Here is an 18,468-nt window from a genome sequence, read left to right as displayed (position 1 = left end):
AAGAATCTAAAATATTTTGATATATTAATTCTGAGCGGGAGTGGTTATATGTACAGAGGCACTACAATTGTTGCAGTAAAAAAAGACAAAGAAATTGCAATCGCAGGTGATGGACAAGTAACTTTTGGCGAAAAAACTGTTATTAAACATACAGCCAGAAAGGTTCGACGTATTTACGATGATAGAGTAATAGTTGGTTTTGCTGGTGCTGTAGCTGATGCCTTCGCCTTAGAAGAGAGATTTGAGGCAACTCTTAATAAGTTTTCAGGTAACTTAATAAGGGCTTCAGTTGAACTAGCAAAGGAATGGAGAACTGACCGTGCTTTAAGGCAGCTAGAGGCTTTACTTTTGGTGGCAGATAAAGACTGTTTACTATTAATCTCAGGAAATGGAGATGTTATAGAGCCAGAGGATGGAGTTATGGCAATAGGATCAGGAGGTAACTATGCTTTATCAGCAGCTAGAGCTTTATATAGACATACAGAGTTAAATGCAGCAGAGATTGCAAAAGCAGCATTAAAAATTGCAGCTGAAATTTGTGTTTATACAAATGATAGTATTATTTGTGAAACTGTAGGAGGTAAATGTAATGAATAATTTAACCCCTAAACAAATAGTGGCAAAGCTTGATGAATATATTGTTGGTCAGCATGAAGCCAAAAAAGCTGTTGCAATCGCTTTAAGAAATAGATATAGACGTAAATTATTAATGCCTGATTTGCAAGAAGAAATAATGCCTAAAAATATTATTATGATAGGGCCTACTGGTGTAGGAAAAACTGAGATAGCGCGTAGGTTAGCTAAGCTAGTGGAGGCCCCTCTAATTAAGGTTGAAGCAACTAAGTTCACAGAGGTTGGCTATGTAGGTAGAGATGCAGAATCTATGATTCGAGAGCTTTTAGAGATATGTATAAGAATGGAAAAAACTAAAAGAATGAAAAATGCTGAAATTGAAGCTGAGAAATTAGCAAATGAGCGAATTTTAGAAGTTTTAGTTGATCCTCAGCCTAAACAACAAAATAGCAACCCATTAGGCATGATATTCTCTAACAGCTTTGGCAGTACCTCACAAACCCAATCAATAGAAACAGAAGAGCAAAAAAAGAGAAGAGAGAGTTTACGTGAACGACTATTAAGTGGTGAACTTGAAAATATGGTAATTGAAATTGAAGTAACAGAAAAATCATCTTCAATTCAATTTATTGGTGGTGGCTCTGGTCTAGAAGAAATGGGCGTTAATATGGGCGATATATTTGGTAATTTATTACCTAGCAAAAAGAAAAATAGAAGGGTAACAGTTGCTGAAGCTCGTCGCGTATTTGTCCAAGAAGAATCAGAGAATTTAGTAGATATGGATGATGTAATTAAAGTATCAATTGAAAAAACGGAGCAAAGTGGTATTGTATTTTTAGATGAAATCGACAAAATAGCTGTAAAATCTGGTGGTGGACGTGGTCCTGATGTATCAAGAGAAGGCGTTCAGCGCGATATTTTACCTATAGTTGAGGGAACAACTGTAAATACTAAGTATGGACCAGTAAAAACAGATTATATTCTGTTTATAGCTGCTGGTGCTTTTCACATAGCAAGTCCATCCGACTTAATACCAGAATTGCAAGGTCGTTTTCCAATAAGAGTAGAGCTACAGAGTTTAAGTACAGACGATATGAAGCGCGTACTTATTGAGCCAAAACACTCGTTAATAAAACAGTACATAGCTTTGCTTGGCACAGAGCATATACAAGTAGTTTTTACTGACGAGGCAATATCGGAGATAGCAAAAATAGCTTGTCAAGTTAATAATACAAGTGAAGATATCGGTGCAAGAAGATTACACACGATTATGGAGAGATTATTAGAACATATATCATACAATGCAACAGAGCTTGATGATAATAAAATAGTTATCGATTCAAAATACGTATATGATCAACTTGGCTCAATTATGGATAATGACAATCTTCATAAATATATAATTTAAGGAGACAATAATGGGGCTTCTAGAACGAGTTCAAATGATAACTAGTTATTTAAGAGATAATACGGGGAAGGTCAAGTTATCTGAACTAACATCTATTTTAACAGGATTAACTAATGCTAATATTATAGCTGTTAATGATGACAACGAGGTCTTAGCCAAAGCTTACTTAAATGACTTACAAGGTGAAATATTAGAGAAAACAGTTAAAAACAACATTTTTAGTTTTGGGCAAAGCTACTTTACTAACGCAACACCAAACGTTGTTATTAAAGATTTGTCACAAGAAGAATGTTTATTGGGTACAGAAGATGACTGTGCTTATGACAATATAAGTGTAATGACTATTCCTTTACTAAATAAAAAAAGACATATTATTAAAATTGTTGCAATAAAATTCAACGATAAATATGATGATGTTGATCATATTTTTGGAGAAATAATTTGTAGTTTGCTTACAATGGAACGAGTATATCGAGAGGTAGAGTTTAAACAAAAAGAATATCGTAAAAATGTTATGGTAGAAATTGCTTTAGATGCTTTATCGTATTCGGAAATTGAGGCAGCAAAAAGTATCTTCCAAGAACTTGGCAACACAGAAGGATTTTTAGTTGCTAGCAAGGTTGCTGATAAAGTGGGTATAACACGTTCAGTAATTGTTAATGCTCTAAGAAAACTCGAGAGTGCCGGCGTAATTGAATCACGCTCTTTAGGAATGAAAGGCACATATATTAAAGTATTAAACGAAAGATTATTAGATCAACTTAATATTTCTTTAGAATAAGTGCATTGTATAAAAGACTTTAAGTGATAACAACCACTCACAATAAACAAAAGAGTTGCCGTTTGGCAACTCTTTTGTTTTGGGGTGGGTAACTGCTAGGCAGTTACGGTTTGGGTATTTGACTAGTCAAATACGGGGAGGACTCGCCTATCGGCTTCGTGGGGTGGGTTTTGACAATTCAAAACGGAGTGGGCTCACTTCGCTCGCGGATTGAGTTTGCTTTCAGCAAAAGGTGTGATACGTAGCTCTTCATTGACGTGATATAGCGATGCTTTAGCGAGCATAACTTTCCGTGAGCCAAAGGCGAACCCACCCCATATTTCACAAGGTGAAAAATCCACCCCACGAGGTTTGCTAAAAACGAGTTTACCCCGGAGTTGCTTGCAACTACCCAAACCTCTTGCATATAAAGCCCCCGTATGGTATACTTGTTCGGGTATAAATTACACACGTCATGTGATAGTTTTACAGGTGCTTATAGCTTAATTATAAAGTTTATAAGTCGTAAAACTAAGTGATCAGGCGGAGGTTCAAACCTAGGAGGAAATAATATATGTCAGTTGTTGCAATGAAACAGTTACTCGAATCTGGTGTTCACTTTGGTCACCAAACACGTCGTTGGAACCCAAAAATGGCTCCATACATTTTTACAGAGCGTAATGGTATTTACATCATTGATTTACAAAAAACAGTTCGCAAAATTGAAGAATCTTATGATTTTATAAGAGATATCGCTGCCGCTGGTGGATCAGTATTGTTTGTAGGAACTAAAAAGCAAGCATCTGAGAGCATAGCAGAAGAAGCAGTTCGTTGTGGTATGCCTTATGTTAATAAAAGATGGTTAGGTGGAACTTTAACTAACTTCCAAACAATCAATAAGCGAATTAAAAGATTATTATTGCTCGAAGAAATGGAAGTAGACGGTAGTTTCGATGTATTACTTAAAAAAGAAGTAGTTGCATTAAGAAAAGAAAAAGATCGTTTAGAGAAGTTTTTAGGCGGAATTAAACAAATGAAAAAAATGCCTAGTGCTTTATTTATTGTTGATCCTCGCAAAGAGAAGATTGCTGTTGCAGAGGCTAAAAAACTAAATATTCCTATTGTTTCTGTGGTTGATACAAACTGTGACCCAGATCTTATAGATTATGTTATTCCTGGTAATGATGATGCAATCAGAGCTGTTAAGTTGCTGTCATCGGTTATTGCTGACGCTATTTTAGAAGGCAACCAAGGAGCTGTTGCTGAGTTAGCAGAAGAAGCTGCAGAAGAAGTAAAAGAGAATAACTAGTCTTTAACCAATAAAGGATATGGAGGTATTTAATGTGATTACTACTGATATGATTAAAGAAGTGAGAGTTCGTTCAGGTGCTGGTGTTTTAGATTGCCGTAATGCCTTAAAAGAAAACAATGGTGATGTTGATAAGGCTATTGATCATTTAAGGAAAAAAGGACTTGCATCTGCTTCAAAAAAAGCAGGTCGTTTAGCATCAGAAGGTCTTGTTAGTTCATATATTCACGGAAATGGTAAAGTTGGCGTTTTAGTTGAAATTAACTGTGAAACAGACTTTGTAGCTAAAACTGATAACTTTAAGGCTCTAGCTAGAGATATTGCAATGCAAATCGCAGCTTCAAAGCCAGAATATGTTTGCAGAGAAGAAGTTCCTGCTGAGCTTATTCAAAAAGAAAAAGATATTTTAATGGCTCAAATCGAAAACGAAGGTAAAAAGAAACCTGCTAATATCGTTGAAAAGATTGTAGAAGGCCGTATTAATAAATTCTTTAAGAGTGTTTGTTTATTAGAGCAACCATTCATCAAAGATGATGAAAAAACTGTAGAGCAATTATTAAAAGAAAGTATAGCTACTACAGGTGAAAACATTAAAATTCGTCGATTTGTACGTTTTGAAATGGGCGAAGGTTTAGCAAAAAAAGCAAATGACTTCGCTGATGAAGTTGCTCAAATGGTAAAATAAAAAAACGGAACACGTAAGTGTTCCTTTTTTTCAGCAAGCAGGAATTATTTTATCGTTGTCGAATGACATATGGCAGGAGGTACAATAATGGGTAAGCCAGTATACAAGAGAATTGTGTTAAAATTAAGCGGTGAAGCTTTAGCCGGTAAAAGTAATGGTGGTATTGACCATACAGTAGTTGCCGATATAGCAAACCAAGTTAAAGAAGTAGTAGAATTAGGAGTTGAAGTTGCCGTTGTAGTGGGTGCTGGAAACATATGGAGAGGTGCTACAGGTAGTGCCCGTGGTATGGATAGAGCAACAGCAGATTATATGGGAATGTTAGCTACATGTATTAATTCATTGGCATTACAAGACGCATTTGAAAACGTTGGAGTTCAAACTAGAGTGCAAACTGCAATAGAAATGCGTGAAATAGCAGAACCATATATTAGAAGACGTGCAATTCGACATTTAGAAAAAGGCAGAGTTGTTATATTTGCTGCAGGAACAGGCAATCCTTACTTTACAACAGATACTACAGCCTCATTACGAGCTGCAGAAATTGAAGCAGATGCTATTTTATTAGCAAAAGGTAAAGTAGATGGAGTATATGACTCTGATCCATTATTAAACCCAGAGGCTGTATTATTTACTGAATTAACCTATATTGAAGTGTTAAGACGGGGTTTAGGGGTTATGGATTCTACTGCAACATCACTATGTATGGATAATAACATACCTATTATTGTCTTTGGTTTAATGGAATCTGGAAATATTAAAAAAGTACTTCTGGGTGATAAGATTGGAACAGTAATTAAGGGGGACTAAATTAATGATAAAAGAAGTTTTAGCAGATTGCGAAAGTAGGATGCAAAAAACGATTAAAGTCTTTGAAGGAGATTTAAAATCTGTACGTGCAGGCAGAGCTACACCATCTCTACTAGATAAAATTACAGTTGAATACTATGGTAGTAGTGTTCCTATTAAACAAGTAGGTAATGTAACAGCCCCAGAGCCAAGGCTCTTAGTTATTCAACCATGGGATAAAACAGTTATTCCTTTAGTTGAAAAAGCTATTTTGCAATCAGATTTAGGTCTAAACCCAAATAATGATGGCACAGTAATAAGACTAAATATTCCTCAGTTAACATCTGAAAGAAGACAAAAACTTCTTAAGGTTATCAGAAAAATGGCTGAAGAATGTAAAATTGCAGTAAGAAATATTCGCAGAGATGCTAATGATGAAGTTAAAATGCTTGAGAATGAAAAAGAGATTACTGAAGATGATTCTCGTCGTGGTCTTGAGCAAGTTCAGGATTTAACAAATAAGTATGTTAAAGAGACGGATGTTGTCTTAAAGAAAAAGGAAGAAGAATTATTAGAAGTCTAAAAAAGTATGATGACTATCTTGCTAGGCCTTTTAGCGATTTAAAAGTTATACTTGATAAAGAAAGTATACCTTATAAACTCTTAAATTATCAGCCAGATCGATGCAGATTTGAGCTTAGTAATAATTTAAGAGTTCTTAAAATAATCTTAAAAGATGACGTTTTAGAAATACTAGTAAACCCTGAACAACAACCATACATAGAATAATGGTTGAATATTGAAAGTATTGCTTAAGTACCCCCTTCTTCTAAAATGTAAGGGGGTATCAAAATTAAATATAGTATTTTGGATATTTTATAAAGTGTTTTATAATACTTGTATAATGATTTATTAAATATGACTTTTAGGCGTTATAGCTTTATAATAAGGTATATTTTGATATAGGGAGAATTGAACTATGAATATCCCCAAGCACATTGCAATGGTTATGGATGGTAACGGAAGGTGGGCAGTTAAACGAGGTAAACCTCGTACTTATGGTCATCAAGTTGGTGGTGAACACATATTTAAAATAGCAGAAAAGTGTCATGAGTTAGGTGTAAAATATATTACATTATATGCCTTTTCAACAGAGAACTGGAGTAGACCAACAGCTGAGGTGCACTTTATTACAAGAGAACTGCCATTTTTAATATACAACAAGTTTAAATCAAGACTAAAGAGCAATAATATGAAATTTCTACTTTCTGGAAGGCTAGAGGGTATACCTAAAAAATCTCTTGAGCTATTTCGAGAACTAGAGCAAACATCAAAAGATAACGAAGGACTTACTATTGTATTTGCCTTTAATTATGGAGGTAGAGCTGAAATTATTGATGTTTGTAAAAATCTATTAGATATCAATATAAAAAGCTCAGAATTAACCGAAGATATATTTAGAAGTAATCTCTATTTACCTAACGTGCCAGATGTAGACTTAGTAATTAGAGCAGGAAATGAGCACCGAATATCCAACTTTTTACTTTGGCAAATAGCCTATGCTGAATTATATATGTCTGAAAAACTTTGGCCAGATTTTACAGCAAAAGATTTAACAAAAGCCATAGAGTTTTATAGTAATAGAAATAGAAAGTTTGGAAAGATATCAGTATGAAAAAAAGAATTATGAGTGCTATTGTTGCTGTTCCAATATTACTTTATATAGTTTTAAAAGGCGGTATTATATTCGACATAGCTTGGTTTTTAGTATTGTCTATTTTGCTTTTTGAGTTAAATAGAATGGTAGCAGGTAAATTAGACATAATATTATACTTGCCATCTTTGCTTTACTTAGTAACTTCTTACGCCAATTACTATTATAATTGGGGTAATGCAAATCTTATTGCGTCCTTTTTTATAATAATAATGCTGATAATAAACATTATAGTAGTTAGAAAACATAATTTAAGTAAAATTAGTTTAGCTATTATAGGTTCTTTATATATTATATTTTTAGGTATGTACTTATTTATGTTAGCAGACATAAGTCAGGCACTACTAATAATTAGTTTTATAACCGCTTGGGCCTATGATTCTTGTGCCTATTTTACAGGAGTAAAATGGGGGCGTAGACGGCCATGGCCAGAGTTAAGTCCTAAAAAATCAATTGAAGGGGTAATGGGTGGTGCGGTAGGAACAGTATTAGTTGTATTATTATTTGCCTCTATCAATAATTGGAACTTAGTTAATATGGCAATATACGCTTTGTTTGCAGTGTTTTTAGCTCAATGCGGAGATCTGATTGAGTCATCTATTAAAAGATTTTGCAGTGTTAAAGATTCAGGTAAGATATTGCCTGGACATGGAGGGTTTTTAGATAGGTTTGATAGTGTTTTACCAATATTACCATTAACCTATTTAATATTTGTTGTATTAAAGCTTCAGTGAGGATTAACATGAAAAAGAGAATTGCAATATTAGGAAGTACGGGATCTGTAGGAACCCAAACTGTTAAGATAATAAAAGAGTATCAAGATGATTTTGAACTCTGTGGTATAAGTGCTAGGAGTAACTTTAACTTATTAAGCCAACAGGCAAACGAGTTTAAGCCTGTAATTGTAGCAATTTCTAAAAAGGAATTTGCTGAAAAACTAGAGTTAAACTACAACTGTAAGAAGATATATGGCGATAGCCATATAAAAGAGTTTATAAGTAGTTGTGACTGTGATATATTTGTAAATGCTATTAGTGGAATTAATGGACTCGAAGCATCATATCAAGTTTTAAGTTTAGGTAAAGATTTAGCTTTAGCAAATAAAGAATCTATTGTAAGCGCTGGACCACTGCTAATGGAATTGGCAAAAAAAACAGGCAGTAAAATTCTGCCGCTAGATAGTGAACATTCAGCTATATGGCAGTGTTTACAAGGAGAAAAGTATAATAGTGTAAGTAAAATAATTTTAACAGCATCTGGTGGGCCGTTTTTTAACTTTAGTAAAAATCAGCTTTCAAAAATAACACCAGCACAAGCCCTTAAACACCCTACGTGGAATATGGGAAACAAAATATCTATTGATTCAGCTACCTTAATGAATAAAGGTTTAGAGGTGATTGAGGCTTCAGTATTATTTAATATGCCTCTTAATAAGATTGATGTTTTAGTGCATCCTCAAAGCATAATTCATTCTTTAGTAGAGTATGATGATGGTGCCCTTATTGCTCAGTTGGGTATTACTGATATGGGGCAACCTATTCAGTATGCCTTATTTAATAAAAGTCGGGTAAAAACCACTAGGCCATGTTTAAGCTTAGCAGACATTCAAAAATTAACATTTTTTGAGCCGGATTTAGAGTTGTTTAAGTGTTTGGGTTTAGCGTATCAAGCCTTAAAGATGGGTGAAGCTATGCCAGCTGTGTTAAATGCTGCCAATCAGGTTGCAGTAAATAAATTTTTAGCAAAAGAAATAACATTTTTACAAATACCTGAACTAATATCGATAGTAATGTCGAAACAATATAATACTAAAATTAATAGTGTAGAAGATGTACTTTATGTTCAGAGTATGGCAATAAAGACAGCGCTTAGTATTACGCTGTAGTTTGGAGGTTTATAGTGGTTACTACTGTAATTATAACTATATTAATTTTAGGTGTCATGATTCTTTTTCACGAATTAGGACACTTTATGGCTGCTAAAGCGGCAGATGTACATGTGTATGAATTTGCACTGGGTATGGGTCCAAAGCTTTTTTCATTTAAAAAAGGTGAAACGGAGTATACATTAAGGGCTATACCTATGGGTGGATTTGTGCGTATGGCTGGTGAAGATCCAGAAGAAGATGATGATCCTAGAGGTCTTAATAAAAAAAGTTACTTAGCAAGAATTATTATTTCTGTAGCTGGAGCTTTTATGAATTTTGTACTAGCTGTTTTAATTTATACAATTGTAGTTTTTGCTCAAGGAACTCCAGATGGCACAGCATATATAGGAGAGGTACTGCCAGACTCCCCTGCTGCAGAGGTAGGATTGCAGGCTGGAGATAAGCTAACTTCTATAGAAGGTGTTTCTATTAATAGCTGGGAAGATTTAACCAAAGAAATTAAACAAAGACCCGATCAAAACCTAGTAATAAAGATTGAACGTGGAACCGAAATAATTGAATACACCTTAAAAACTAAAATAGATGAGTTAAGTGAAGAAGGCTATATTGGTATTGCTCCAAGATTTAAAAGGGCATCATTTATGTACGCTATAGTTACTGGTTTTAAACAAACTATATTGCTATTTAAATTAATATTTACAGCTTTGCTTGCAATAATTACTGGAAAAGCTGGTGCCCAAGGGGCTGGGCCACTTGGTATAGCTCAAATGGTTGGGCAGGTTTCACAAACTGGTTTGGTAAATACCTTGTCGTTTACAGCTATGTTGAGTATTAATGTAGGGATTTTTAACCTACTTCCAATACCGCCTCTTGATGGCAGTAGAATACTGCTCATTGTAATAGAAGCCATTAGAGGAAAGCCAATGGATCCTAAAAAGGAAAATCTTATTTTCTTTATTGGATTTGCATTGCTTATAATTTTTGCTGTATTTGTAACATACCAAGATATATTAAGGTTAGGGAATTAGCTATAGGAGAAAAAAATGTATAAACAAATGTATAAACTGCCAAGAGAGGTAACCATAGGCTCAGTAAAAATCGGTGGCAATAATAACATAGCTATTCAATCTATGACCAATACAAAAACAACTGATGTGGAGGCTACTGTAAAGCAAATTAAACAGCTTTATACAGCCGGAGCTGATTTAGTTAGGGTAGCTATTCTCGATAAAAAAGCACTTGAGGCTTTTAAACAGATTAGAGAGCAAATTACCAAGCCATTAATAGCAGATATCCATTTCGATTATCGCTTAGCTGTTAGTGCATTTGAGGCAGGAGCGGAGAAAGTAAGGATAAACCCTGGTAATATTGGTGATTGGAGCAAGGTGCTTAAGGTTGTTGATGTAGCAAAAGAACACAATGCCTGTATTAGAGTTGGTGTTAATAGCGGTTCGCTTGATAAAAAGCTATTGCAAAAATACGGCTCTCCTACAAGTGAAGCCTTAGCCCAGTCTGCTCTTGAGTACGATAAAAAATTGCTAGACTATGGTTTCAGTAACTTTGTTATGGCTATAAAGTCTTCTAACGTTAAACGTAATATCGAGGCAAATCGCATCTTTGCTAAAGAGAGTGATACCCCTTTGCACTTGGGTGTAACTGAAGCAGGCACACCAGATATCGGCAATATCAAGTCTGCCATTGGAATTGGCTCACTTTTATGTGATGGCATCGGCTCAACCTTTAGGGTAACTCTAACTGCCGATCCAGTAGTAGAAATAGGAACTGCCTTAAATATCTTAAAGTCAACCGGTTTACGTAAAACAGGTCTCGAAATAATTTCTTGCCCCACCTGTGGTAGAACTCAATCTGACTTAATAAGTATAGTAAATGAGGTAAAAGCCAAAACTAAACATATTACAACACCACTAACCATAGCTATCATGGGCTGTGTTGTAAATGGCCCAGGTGAGGCAAGGGAAGTAGATTTAGGCTTGGCATTAGGAAAAGGAAAAGCTGCGTTATTTAAACATGGTAAAGTAGTGAAAACAATCTTAGAGCAAGACTATGTAACATGTTTACTACAAGAAATTGAAGACTTATGTAAGTAATATTTTGCTAATAGCAAAATAATTATAAAAATAAGATATTTGTAGTTTCATAGTTTTTAACAAAGCTAATATACTATCACAATTAATATACTACTTGCATAGCAAGTGATTATTTGATAATATATTGCTAGTTGATTATAGGTTCTTAGAAAGAGTGGGTGGTGCCCACTCTTTTACTATTATTATGCATTTAGAGTAAGAACTACAATTATATAAATATAAAAACAAACATTAAAAACTGTAGCTTGATGAATCAAAATACATATTTTTTTAAGGTGGGTTAACTGTGAAAAAGAAAGAAGTCAAAGATTTATTAATTGCTGAAGCAGATATTTTAGCACAAAAATATGGCTTACAATTGTTTGATGTAAACATTGAGACTAAAGGTGGAAGTATGATATTGAGTGTAAAGCTTACTAGTGATAATGGTGTAAGCCTTGACGACTGTCATAAAGTGCATGTTGAACTAAGCAAATATTTAGACGAAGTTGACCCAATAGAAGATAGCTATTTTTTAGAGGTTAGTTCACCTGGTTTAGATGCTAGTTTAAAATCAGAGTTAGCAATATCTAAAAGCATCGGCAAAGAAGTATTTGTTAAAACATTTGTAGCTACAGATAATTGGCCAAAAACTCTAGTAGGAATTTTAAAATCATATGACGAAAAAGAAGTAGAGATACAAAACGAAGATCAAACATACAAGATTGAAAGAAAAATGATATCAACAATAAGATTACATTTTAGCTTTTAGGAGGATTATAAATTGAACAGGGAGTTTATAAAAGCAATTAAAGATCTGGGTTTAGAAAAAGGAATTGATCAAGAAATACTGTATGATGCAGTGGAAACAGCTCTTAAAACTAGCTATAAAAATCAGCTTGGCAGTACAGCAGATATTAAAGTAGTAATTAACAGATTAACTGGTGATGTAAAGGTATATAGATTATACGAGGTAGTGGAAGAAGTGAACCATAAGAGCACTGAACTACTACTAGAAGATGCCATTATATTTAATCGTAAGGCAAAAACTGGTGAGATAGTAGAGGTTGAGATTACAACTAAAGAGTTTGGTCGTAAAGCAGCTCAAAATGCTAAACAAATGGTAGTACAGCGTATAAGAGAGGCCGAACGAAATGTAGTTTATGACAGATATATTGATAAAACAGATGACATAATTACAGCTTTATTGCATAGAAGTGATGGTAAAAATTTTTATGTTGACCTAAATAATACTGAGGCAATACTTCCACCTACAGAGCAAGTAGCTGGAGAGACTTATCAGGTTGGAGAGAGAATAAAAGTATATGTGACTGAGGTTCGTAAAACAAGTAAAGGTCCACAAATTGTAGTATCACGTACTCACCCTGGATTAATTAAGCGATTATTTGAGCTTGAAGTTCCAGAAATATATAATGGTACAGTAGAAATAAAATCAATAGCCCGTGAAGCAGGTAGTAGAACAAAAATTGCTGTACATGCAGCAGATAAAAATGTTGATCCAGTTGGTGCTTGTGTAGGACCAAAGGGTACCAGAGTACAGTCAATAGTAGCTGAAATTAATGGCGAAAAAATAGATATAGTCGAGTGGAGTGATGACCCAAGAGTTTATGTAAAAAATGCACTTTGCCCTTCTAAGGTATTAGATGTTGGGGTAGAAAGTGAAGATGAGCATAAAGTAAAGGCTGTTGTACCAGACCATCAATTATCATTAGCAATTGGTAGAGAAGGCCAAAATGCTAGATTAGCAGCCAGATTAACATCTTGGAAGATTGATATAAAGAGTGCAAGTCAAGCAGGCTTTGAAACAGAGAACGATTTGGGGTGATAGCTTGAAAAAAAGAAAAATACCAAAACGTATGTGTATAGCATGCCGAGAAATGAAAGAAAAAAAACAGTTATTAAGAGTTGTAAAAACACCTGAAGGAGATGTAAAGGTTGATACAACAGGTAAAGTAAATGGCAGAGGCTCGTACTTATGCAAAAATAGTGAATGCATAAATCAAGCTATAAAAAAGAAGCAAATTAGTAGAGCGCTGGAAGTTAATATACCTGCAGATGTATATGAAGAACTAAAAAAGCTAGGTGAGCAGAATCAAGGATAAGTACTATAGCTTTTTAGGTATTATAAAGAAAACTGGTAAAATAATTGCAGGATATGACACAGTAAAAGATAACTTTAATAAAGCAAAGCTCATAATTTTAGCAGAAGATGCCTCAGATAAAATGAAGCAAAAAATGCTAAGAAGGTGTAAAGAACATAATAAAGAGTTAGTTTGTTATGGGGTTAGCAAACAGTATGGTAGAGCATTGGGAATTAAAGATTCAGTGATACTAGCCATTATAGATAAGAACTTTAGTGAAGTTTTAAAGAGTAAGTTTGGTTTTGAAGTATTAATCGGAGGTGAAAAGTTTGGAAAAAGTTAGAGTGTATGAGATTGCTAAGGAGCTTAATATTTCCAGTAAAAAATTAGTTTTGGCTTTAAAACAAGTTGGTATTGAAGTGAGTAGTCACATGAGCACTTTAGAGCCTGAGGTATCAAATCAAATCAGAGCAATGTTAGTAGGTAGTAAAAGCATTGCTGTTAGTGATAATAAAGCAGCAAATACAAAACAAACTAATGAAGGAAATAATCATTCACCGCAAAAACATAATAAAACCCCAAAGATTGAAAACAATAAAAATAATAATGAATTAAATAAAAATAAACAACAACAGCAGGAAAAAATAAATAAAAATAAACAACAAAACAAAACAGAAGAGGAAGAGAAGAAAATTAAAGAGAAAAGCATTAAAAGATTAAAGCAGGATGATGTCATCTACGAAGATATTCCAAACGATTTACAAAGTGATTATACAATCATTAAACACAGTAAAAGCGTTGAGGAAGTATGGGAAGAGGAAATTGCCAAAGAAAAATTTGTTTCTACGGGTAAAAGAAAGAAAAAATCTCGTAAAAAACAAAAAAAAGGTAAAAGAGAGCAGCAACAAACTATCACTAAAAGCATAGAAATTCCACCATTAATTACTGTAGGAGAATTAGCAAAGTTAACTAAAGTTAGTCCTACACAAATAATATCTAATCTAATGCAATTAGGTATGATGGCTTCGCTTAATCAAACCATTGAATCAGATATAGCTATATTAGTTGGCGAAGAAATGGGATTTAAAATTGTTTTACAGCAAGATAAAACTGACTTTACAATTGATATTGAGGATGACCCTGTAACAATGACAGAGCGTCCACCAATTGTAACAGTAATGGGTCACGTAGATCATGGTAAAACTTCTTTACTCGATAGAGTTAGAAACTCAAGAGTTTTAGAGACTGAATCTGGTGGAATTACTCAGCACATTGGTGCTTATCAAACAGAAATAAATAATAAAAAAATAACATTTTTAGATACTCCTGGTCATGCAGCTTTTACAGCAATGCGTGCTAGGGGTGCTCAAGTAACTGATATTGTTATACTTGTTGTAGCAGCAGATGATGGAATAATGCCACAAACAATAGAGGCTATAAATCACTCTAAAGCAGCAAAAGTGCCAATTATTGTTGCTATTAATAAATGTGATAAAGTTGATGCTAACCCAGATAGAATAAAACAAGAACTAACTAAGTATGAATTAGTACCTGAGGATTGGGGTGGAAACACAATATGTGTTAATATCTCTGCCTTAACAGGAGAAGGTATACCAGACCTACTTGAGTCTGTACTATTAGTTGCTGAAATGTCTGAGTTTAAAGCAAACGAAGATCGGCTAGCCAGAGGCACAGTAATTGAGTCACGTATTGAAAAAGGGCAAGGTAGAGTTGCAACAGTTATTGTTCAAGCAGGAACACTTCATAGAGGTGATGCTTTTGTTGTAGGTAATTTCTATGGTAAGGTAAAGACCTTGTTAAATGACAAAGGTAAACGCATTGAAGAAGCTGGGCCATCATCTCCTATATTAGTTTCTGGTTTGGATGGACTGCCAGAGCCAGGTGATATCTTTGTAGGCTTTAACACAGAAAAAGAAGCCCACAGTATAGCTGAAGTTAGGTCAGAATCTGCTAGACGTGAAGAGCTAAAACTAAAAAATAGTAAACGTATGTCATTTGAAGAGTTATTTGCAAAAATGAAAGACGATAACGAGACACATACCTTAAATGTAATTGTAAAAGGTGATGTACAAGGTTCTGTAGAAGCACTTAAATCTTCAATTATTAAATTAAATGAAAAAGACACTAGATTTAAGTTTGAAGTAATACACTCTGGTGTAGGTGCAGTTAATGAATCAGATATAATGTTAGCTTCTGCATCACAAGCCTTTATATTTGGCTTTAATGTAAATGCGGCTACTGAAGCGCGCAAATTTGCAGATGAAAAACAAGTTGAAATAAGATTCTACTCTATTATTTACAACCTACTTGAAGACCTAGAGCAATTAGGTAAAGGTATGTTAGAGCCAGAATACGAAGAAATAGTAGTAGGTAGTGCCACTGTGAGGGCAACATTTAAAGTACCTAAAATTGGTTTAATAGCTGGTTGTTATGTAACAGATGGTGTAATAAAACGTAACGCTATTGCAAAGTTATTTAGACAAGGTGTTAAAATATATGAAGGTAATATTTCATCTCTAAAGCGCTTTAAAGATGATGCCAAAGAAGTAGCTACAGGTTACGAATGTGGTATTGGCTTAGAGAATTACAATGACGTTAAAGAACAAGACGTTATTGAAGTATATGAAATGAAAGAAATGCCAGTTGTTTAATAATGATAAAAGCAGTTAGCTTAAAGCTTTATTTAGGAGAATGTTCTTCACTTAAAGCTAAGCGTAGAATAATTCAAAGCTTAATAGAAAAAAGCAAAAAATATAACGTATCTATTGCTGAAACTGGTGAGTTAGATACTTGGAATTTATCTGAGATTACCTTTGCAGTTGTCAGCAATAGTGAAAGTTATAATCAAAATATAGTAGATAAAATAATAAATCTATTTGACAATGATTTTCGATTATCTATTGTGGAGATAATTTTACAATAGTAAGGAGGATTAAATGTGTCTGGATATCGTATAAATCAACAACAAGCACGTGTTAAACTTGTATTAAGCCATTTAATTCAAAATGAGGTTAAAGACCCTCGTTTAGGATTTGTATCAGTAACAGATGTACGCTTAACAAAAGATTTAGCTCAGTGTAAAGTGTTTATTAGTGTTTTTGGGTCAAATGACAAAGTAGAAGAATCATTAAAGGCTTTAAAATCTGCTCGTGGTTATTTAAGAAAAGAGATGAGTAAAAGGGCTAATTTACGTAGGGCTCCCGAATTGATTTTTGAGCATGATGATTCACTAAACTACGGCTCACATATAAATAAATTGCTTAAAGAGGTAGAAGAAGATGTCAAGTAAAGGCATCTTCAGAAGTTTTTTAAATACCTATAAATCGTTTATAATTACAGCACATGCTAATCCTGATCCAGATGCATTGGGCTCTGCTGTGGCAGTATATAGGTATTTAGAACTCCTAGGTAAAAAAGCATTACTTGTTCTCGATGCCAAAATACCTGCTAATTTGAAATTTTTGTTAAATGACATAGATATAACTAGCTATTTATCTTTTGCTAATAATAATAAGCATTTTGAAGCTACAATCGCCTTGGATTGTAGTAATAAAGCAAGAACATATACTGCTGAAGATCATATCATCTGGTCTATGCCTGTAATGAATATTGATCATCATCCAGACAACACCATGTTTGGAGACATTAATATAGTTAATAAACAAGCATCAGCCACAGGTGAAATACTTTTTGATCTATTTTATGAAAATGAACAAAGCCTAAATCATAATATTGCCCAGGCAATTTATGTTGCTTTAATTGGTGACACTGGTGGCTTTAGGTACGGTAACACCTCAGCTAAGGTGCTCAATATAGCTGCTAAACTGCTCGACTATCAACTTGATGTTGCTTTTTTGAACATGCAGGTTTTAGAAAAGCAAAGTAGAAAGGCCTTTAACCTAATTAGTGATTGTTTATCTACAGTAGAGTTTTATGATAATGTAGCAACAATGTATGTTCCTTATAATATGTTACAAAAACATAACATTGATGCTAGTCAATTACCAGAGTTAGTTAACTATATTCGCTCTATTGAAGCTGTAGAAATAGCCATTCTCTTTTTAGAAGTTGAAAAAGACTTTACTAAGATTAGCTTTAGAAGTCAACCCCATATAGATATTAGCAAGGTTGCAAAAATATTTAATGGTGGAGGGCACAAAAACGCAGCGGGTTGTAAACTAGCTGGTAATTTGGATAAAACAATTAAAACAGTGATTAAGGCTGTAAAAAACTATTTAAATAGAACTGAGGCAAAGTAATGGATGGCATACTTTCAATAATAAAGCCTTCTGGAATAAGCTCACATGATGTTGTTAACTGGGCACGGCGTGTTTACAATACCCGCAAAATAGGACATGCAGGTACTTTAGACCCTGGGGCTGCGGGAATTTTAGTATTAGCGATAGGTAAAGCAACTCGTTTAATACCTTATATACAGGGTAAAGTTAAAACCTATAGAGCAGAACTGAGTTTAGGATTTACAACAGATAGCCTAGACCTTTTTAGCCCTATAAGCCTTAAAAAGCAAATTGCTATTCTAACAGATAATGAATGGCAAAATATCTTATCTTCATTTGTGGGCGAAACAGAACAGATTCCACCAATGACCTCAGCAATTAAAATCAATGGTAAGGCGTTATATAAATTAGCAAGAGAGGGTAAAACAGTTGAAAGACCAAGTCGTAAAATTACCATATACTCTTGCAAATTAATTAGTTATAATAGAATAACACAAAAACTTCTGTTTGATGTTTCCTGTTCTGCTGGTACTTATATTAGAACATTATGTGCAGATATAGCTTTAAAAGCAGGTACAGTCGGTTGTATGTCATACCTATTACGAACAGCAGTAGGTAAATTTAACCTCAATAATAGTAGAATAATGACAAACGAGCAAACAGAGTTACTGCCTTTATTATATGCCGTAGCAGACTGGCCTTATGAGGTATGTAATGAGGAAACCTTACAGAATATAAAAACAGGGAAAGTTATAACCTTAAAAACTAATAACAATACACAGCACATAGCTTTTTTAAATGAACAAAAAGAGCTTGTAGCGTTAGGTAAAAGAGTTTTAAGTACTAAGTATCATCCTTTTAGAGTATTTATATAGAATTTAGTTTTGGTGGTGT

General features: G+C 34.0%; 21 protein-coding genes. All 21 read left to right on the top strand.

The genetic code is table 11. The features are described from left to right. Window positions 1-48 precede the first annotated feature (48 nt). The 21 genes from hslV to truB all read left to right on the top strand — a co-directional run bounded on the left by hslV (window position 49) and on the right by truB (window position 18,449). Window positions 49-597, top strand: coding sequence for an ATP-dependent protease subunit HslV (hslV, locus tag IMX26_RS04255; protein ID WP_195160445.1), 549 nt, complete (start codon window positions 49-51; stop codon window positions 595-597). Continuing rightward, the gene (gene hslU, locus IMX26_RS04250) at window positions 590-1,981 is read left to right on the top strand and encodes an ATP-dependent protease ATPase subunit HslU (protein WP_195160444.1); all 1,392 of its coding nucleotides are present in this window, start codon (window positions 590-592) and stop codon (window positions 1,979-1,981) included. Before hslV ends, hslU begins: the two co-directional genes overlap by 8 nt. Before the next feature lie 10 nt (window positions 1,982-1,991). Beyond that, window positions 1,992-2,762 carry a GTP-sensing pleiotropic transcriptional regulator CodY gene (locus IMX26_RS04245; protein ID WP_195160443.1) on the top strand — a complete coding sequence of 257 codons (771 nt, stop codon included), beginning with the start codon at window positions 1,992-1,994 and terminating at the stop codon, window positions 2,760-2,762. 553 nt (window positions 2,763-3,315) lie between these two features. Further along, window positions 3,316-4,050 (top strand): 30S ribosomal protein S2, encoded by a 735-nt coding sequence (gene rpsB, locus IMX26_RS04240; RefSeq protein ID WP_195160442.1) that lies wholly within the window; start codon window positions 3,316-3,318, stop codon window positions 4,048-4,050. 34 nt (window positions 4,051-4,084) lie between these two features. After that, window positions 4,085-4,735, top strand: coding sequence for a translation elongation factor Ts (gene tsf / locus IMX26_RS04235; protein ID WP_279324886.1), 651 nt, complete (start codon window positions 4,085-4,087; stop codon window positions 4,733-4,735). 87 nt (window positions 4,736-4,822) lie between these two features. Then, window positions 4,823-5,545: a UMP kinase gene (pyrH, locus tag IMX26_RS04230; RefSeq protein WP_195160440.1), complete on the top strand. Its 723-nt coding sequence runs from the start codon at window positions 4,823-4,825 to the stop codon at window positions 5,543-5,545. A gap of 4 nt (window positions 5,546-5,549) precedes the next feature. Continuing rightward, complete coding sequence (frr, locus tag IMX26_RS04225; protein WP_195160439.1) at window positions 5,550-6,107, top strand: ribosome recycling factor; 558 nt, start codon at window positions 5,550-5,552, stop codon at window positions 6,105-6,107. Window positions 6,108-6,503: 396 nt separating this feature from the next. Further along, window positions 6,504-7,199, top strand: a complete 696-nt coding sequence (gene uppS / locus IMX26_RS04220; protein ID WP_195160438.1) for a polyprenyl diphosphate synthase — start codon at window positions 6,504-6,506, stop codon at window positions 7,197-7,199. Then, a complete protein-coding gene (locus IMX26_RS04215) occupies window positions 7,196-7,972 on the top strand; it encodes a phosphatidate cytidylyltransferase (protein WP_195160437.1) in 777 nt (258 codons plus the stop codon). Before uppS ends, IMX26_RS04215 begins: the two co-directional genes overlap by 4 nt. Window positions 7,973-7,980: 8 nt before the next feature. Next, window positions 7,981-9,123, top strand: a complete 1,143-nt coding sequence (gene dxr / locus IMX26_RS04210; protein ID WP_195160436.1) for a 1-deoxy-D-xylulose-5-phosphate reductoisomerase — start codon at window positions 7,981-7,983, stop codon at window positions 9,121-9,123. Between the two features lie 14 nt (window positions 9,124-9,137). After that, on the top strand, window positions 9,138-10,154 hold the full coding sequence (gene rseP, locus IMX26_RS04205; RefSeq protein ID WP_195160435.1) for an RIP metalloprotease RseP: 1,017 nt from the start codon (window positions 9,138-9,140) through the stop codon (window positions 10,152-10,154). A 15-nt stretch (window positions 10,155-10,169) separates the two neighbouring features. Next, entirely contained in the window at window positions 10,170-11,234 is a 1,065-nt protein-coding gene (gene ispG / locus IMX26_RS04200; RefSeq protein ID WP_207729317.1) for a flavodoxin-dependent (E)-4-hydroxy-3-methylbut-2-enyl-diphosphate synthase, read from the top strand. Between the two features lie 286 nt (window positions 11,235-11,520). Further along, window positions 11,521-11,985: a ribosome maturation factor RimP gene (locus tag IMX26_RS04195; RefSeq protein ID WP_195160434.1), complete on the top strand. Its 465-nt coding sequence runs from the start codon at window positions 11,521-11,523 to the stop codon at window positions 11,983-11,985. A 12-nt stretch (window positions 11,986-11,997) separates the two neighbouring features. Continuing rightward, on the top strand, window positions 11,998-13,059 hold the full coding sequence (gene nusA / locus IMX26_RS04190; RefSeq protein WP_195160433.1) for a transcription termination factor NusA: 1,062 nt from the start codon (window positions 11,998-12,000) through the stop codon (window positions 13,057-13,059). A 4-nt stretch (window positions 13,060-13,063) separates the two neighbouring features. After that, window positions 13,064-13,336: a YlxR family protein gene (locus IMX26_RS04185; RefSeq protein ID WP_195160432.1), complete on the top strand. Its 273-nt coding sequence runs from the start codon at window positions 13,064-13,066 to the stop codon at window positions 13,334-13,336. Next, a complete protein-coding gene (locus tag IMX26_RS04180; RefSeq protein ID WP_195160431.1) occupies window positions 13,317-13,658 on the top strand; it encodes a ribosomal L7Ae/L30e/S12e/Gadd45 family protein in 342 nt (113 codons plus the stop codon). Before IMX26_RS04185 ends, IMX26_RS04180 begins: the two co-directional genes overlap by 20 nt. Beyond that, window positions 13,645-15,987, top strand: coding sequence for a translation initiation factor IF-2 (gene infB / locus IMX26_RS04175; RefSeq protein ID WP_195160430.1), 2,343 nt, complete (start codon window positions 13,645-13,647; stop codon window positions 15,985-15,987). The genes IMX26_RS04180 and infB overlap by 14 nt, the downstream gene beginning before the upstream one ends. A 2-nt stretch (window positions 15,988-15,989) precedes the next feature. Then, window positions 15,990-16,259 carry a DUF503 domain-containing protein gene (locus tag IMX26_RS04170; protein WP_195160429.1) on the top strand — a complete coding sequence of 90 codons (270 nt, stop codon included), beginning with the start codon at window positions 15,990-15,992 and terminating at the stop codon, window positions 16,257-16,259. A 15-nt stretch (window positions 16,260-16,274) separates the two neighbouring features. Further along, window positions 16,275-16,625, top strand: a complete 351-nt coding sequence (gene rbfA, locus IMX26_RS04165; RefSeq protein ID WP_195160428.1) for a 30S ribosome-binding factor RbfA — start codon at window positions 16,275-16,277, stop codon at window positions 16,623-16,625. Further along, window positions 16,615-17,595 (top strand): bifunctional oligoribonuclease/PAP phosphatase NrnA, encoded by a 981-nt coding sequence (locus IMX26_RS04160; RefSeq protein ID WP_195160427.1) that lies wholly within the window; start codon window positions 16,615-16,617, stop codon window positions 17,593-17,595. Before rbfA ends, IMX26_RS04160 begins: the two co-directional genes overlap by 11 nt. Further along, a complete protein-coding gene (gene truB, locus IMX26_RS04155) occupies window positions 17,595-18,449 on the top strand; it encodes a tRNA pseudouridine(55) synthase TruB (RefSeq protein ID WP_195160426.1) in 855 nt (284 codons plus the stop codon). The genes IMX26_RS04160 and truB overlap by 1 nt, the downstream gene beginning before the upstream one ends. Window positions 18,450-18,468 lie beyond the last annotated feature (19 nt).

The organism is Clostridium sp. 'deep sea', from assembly GCF_014931565.1.
In the GTDB taxonomy this organism is placed as follows: Bacteria; Bacillota; UBA994; order PWPR01; family PWPR01.
The sequence above is the reverse complement of the archived record's forward strand: the minus strand, read 5'-3'. Positions and strand labels throughout refer to the sequence as shown.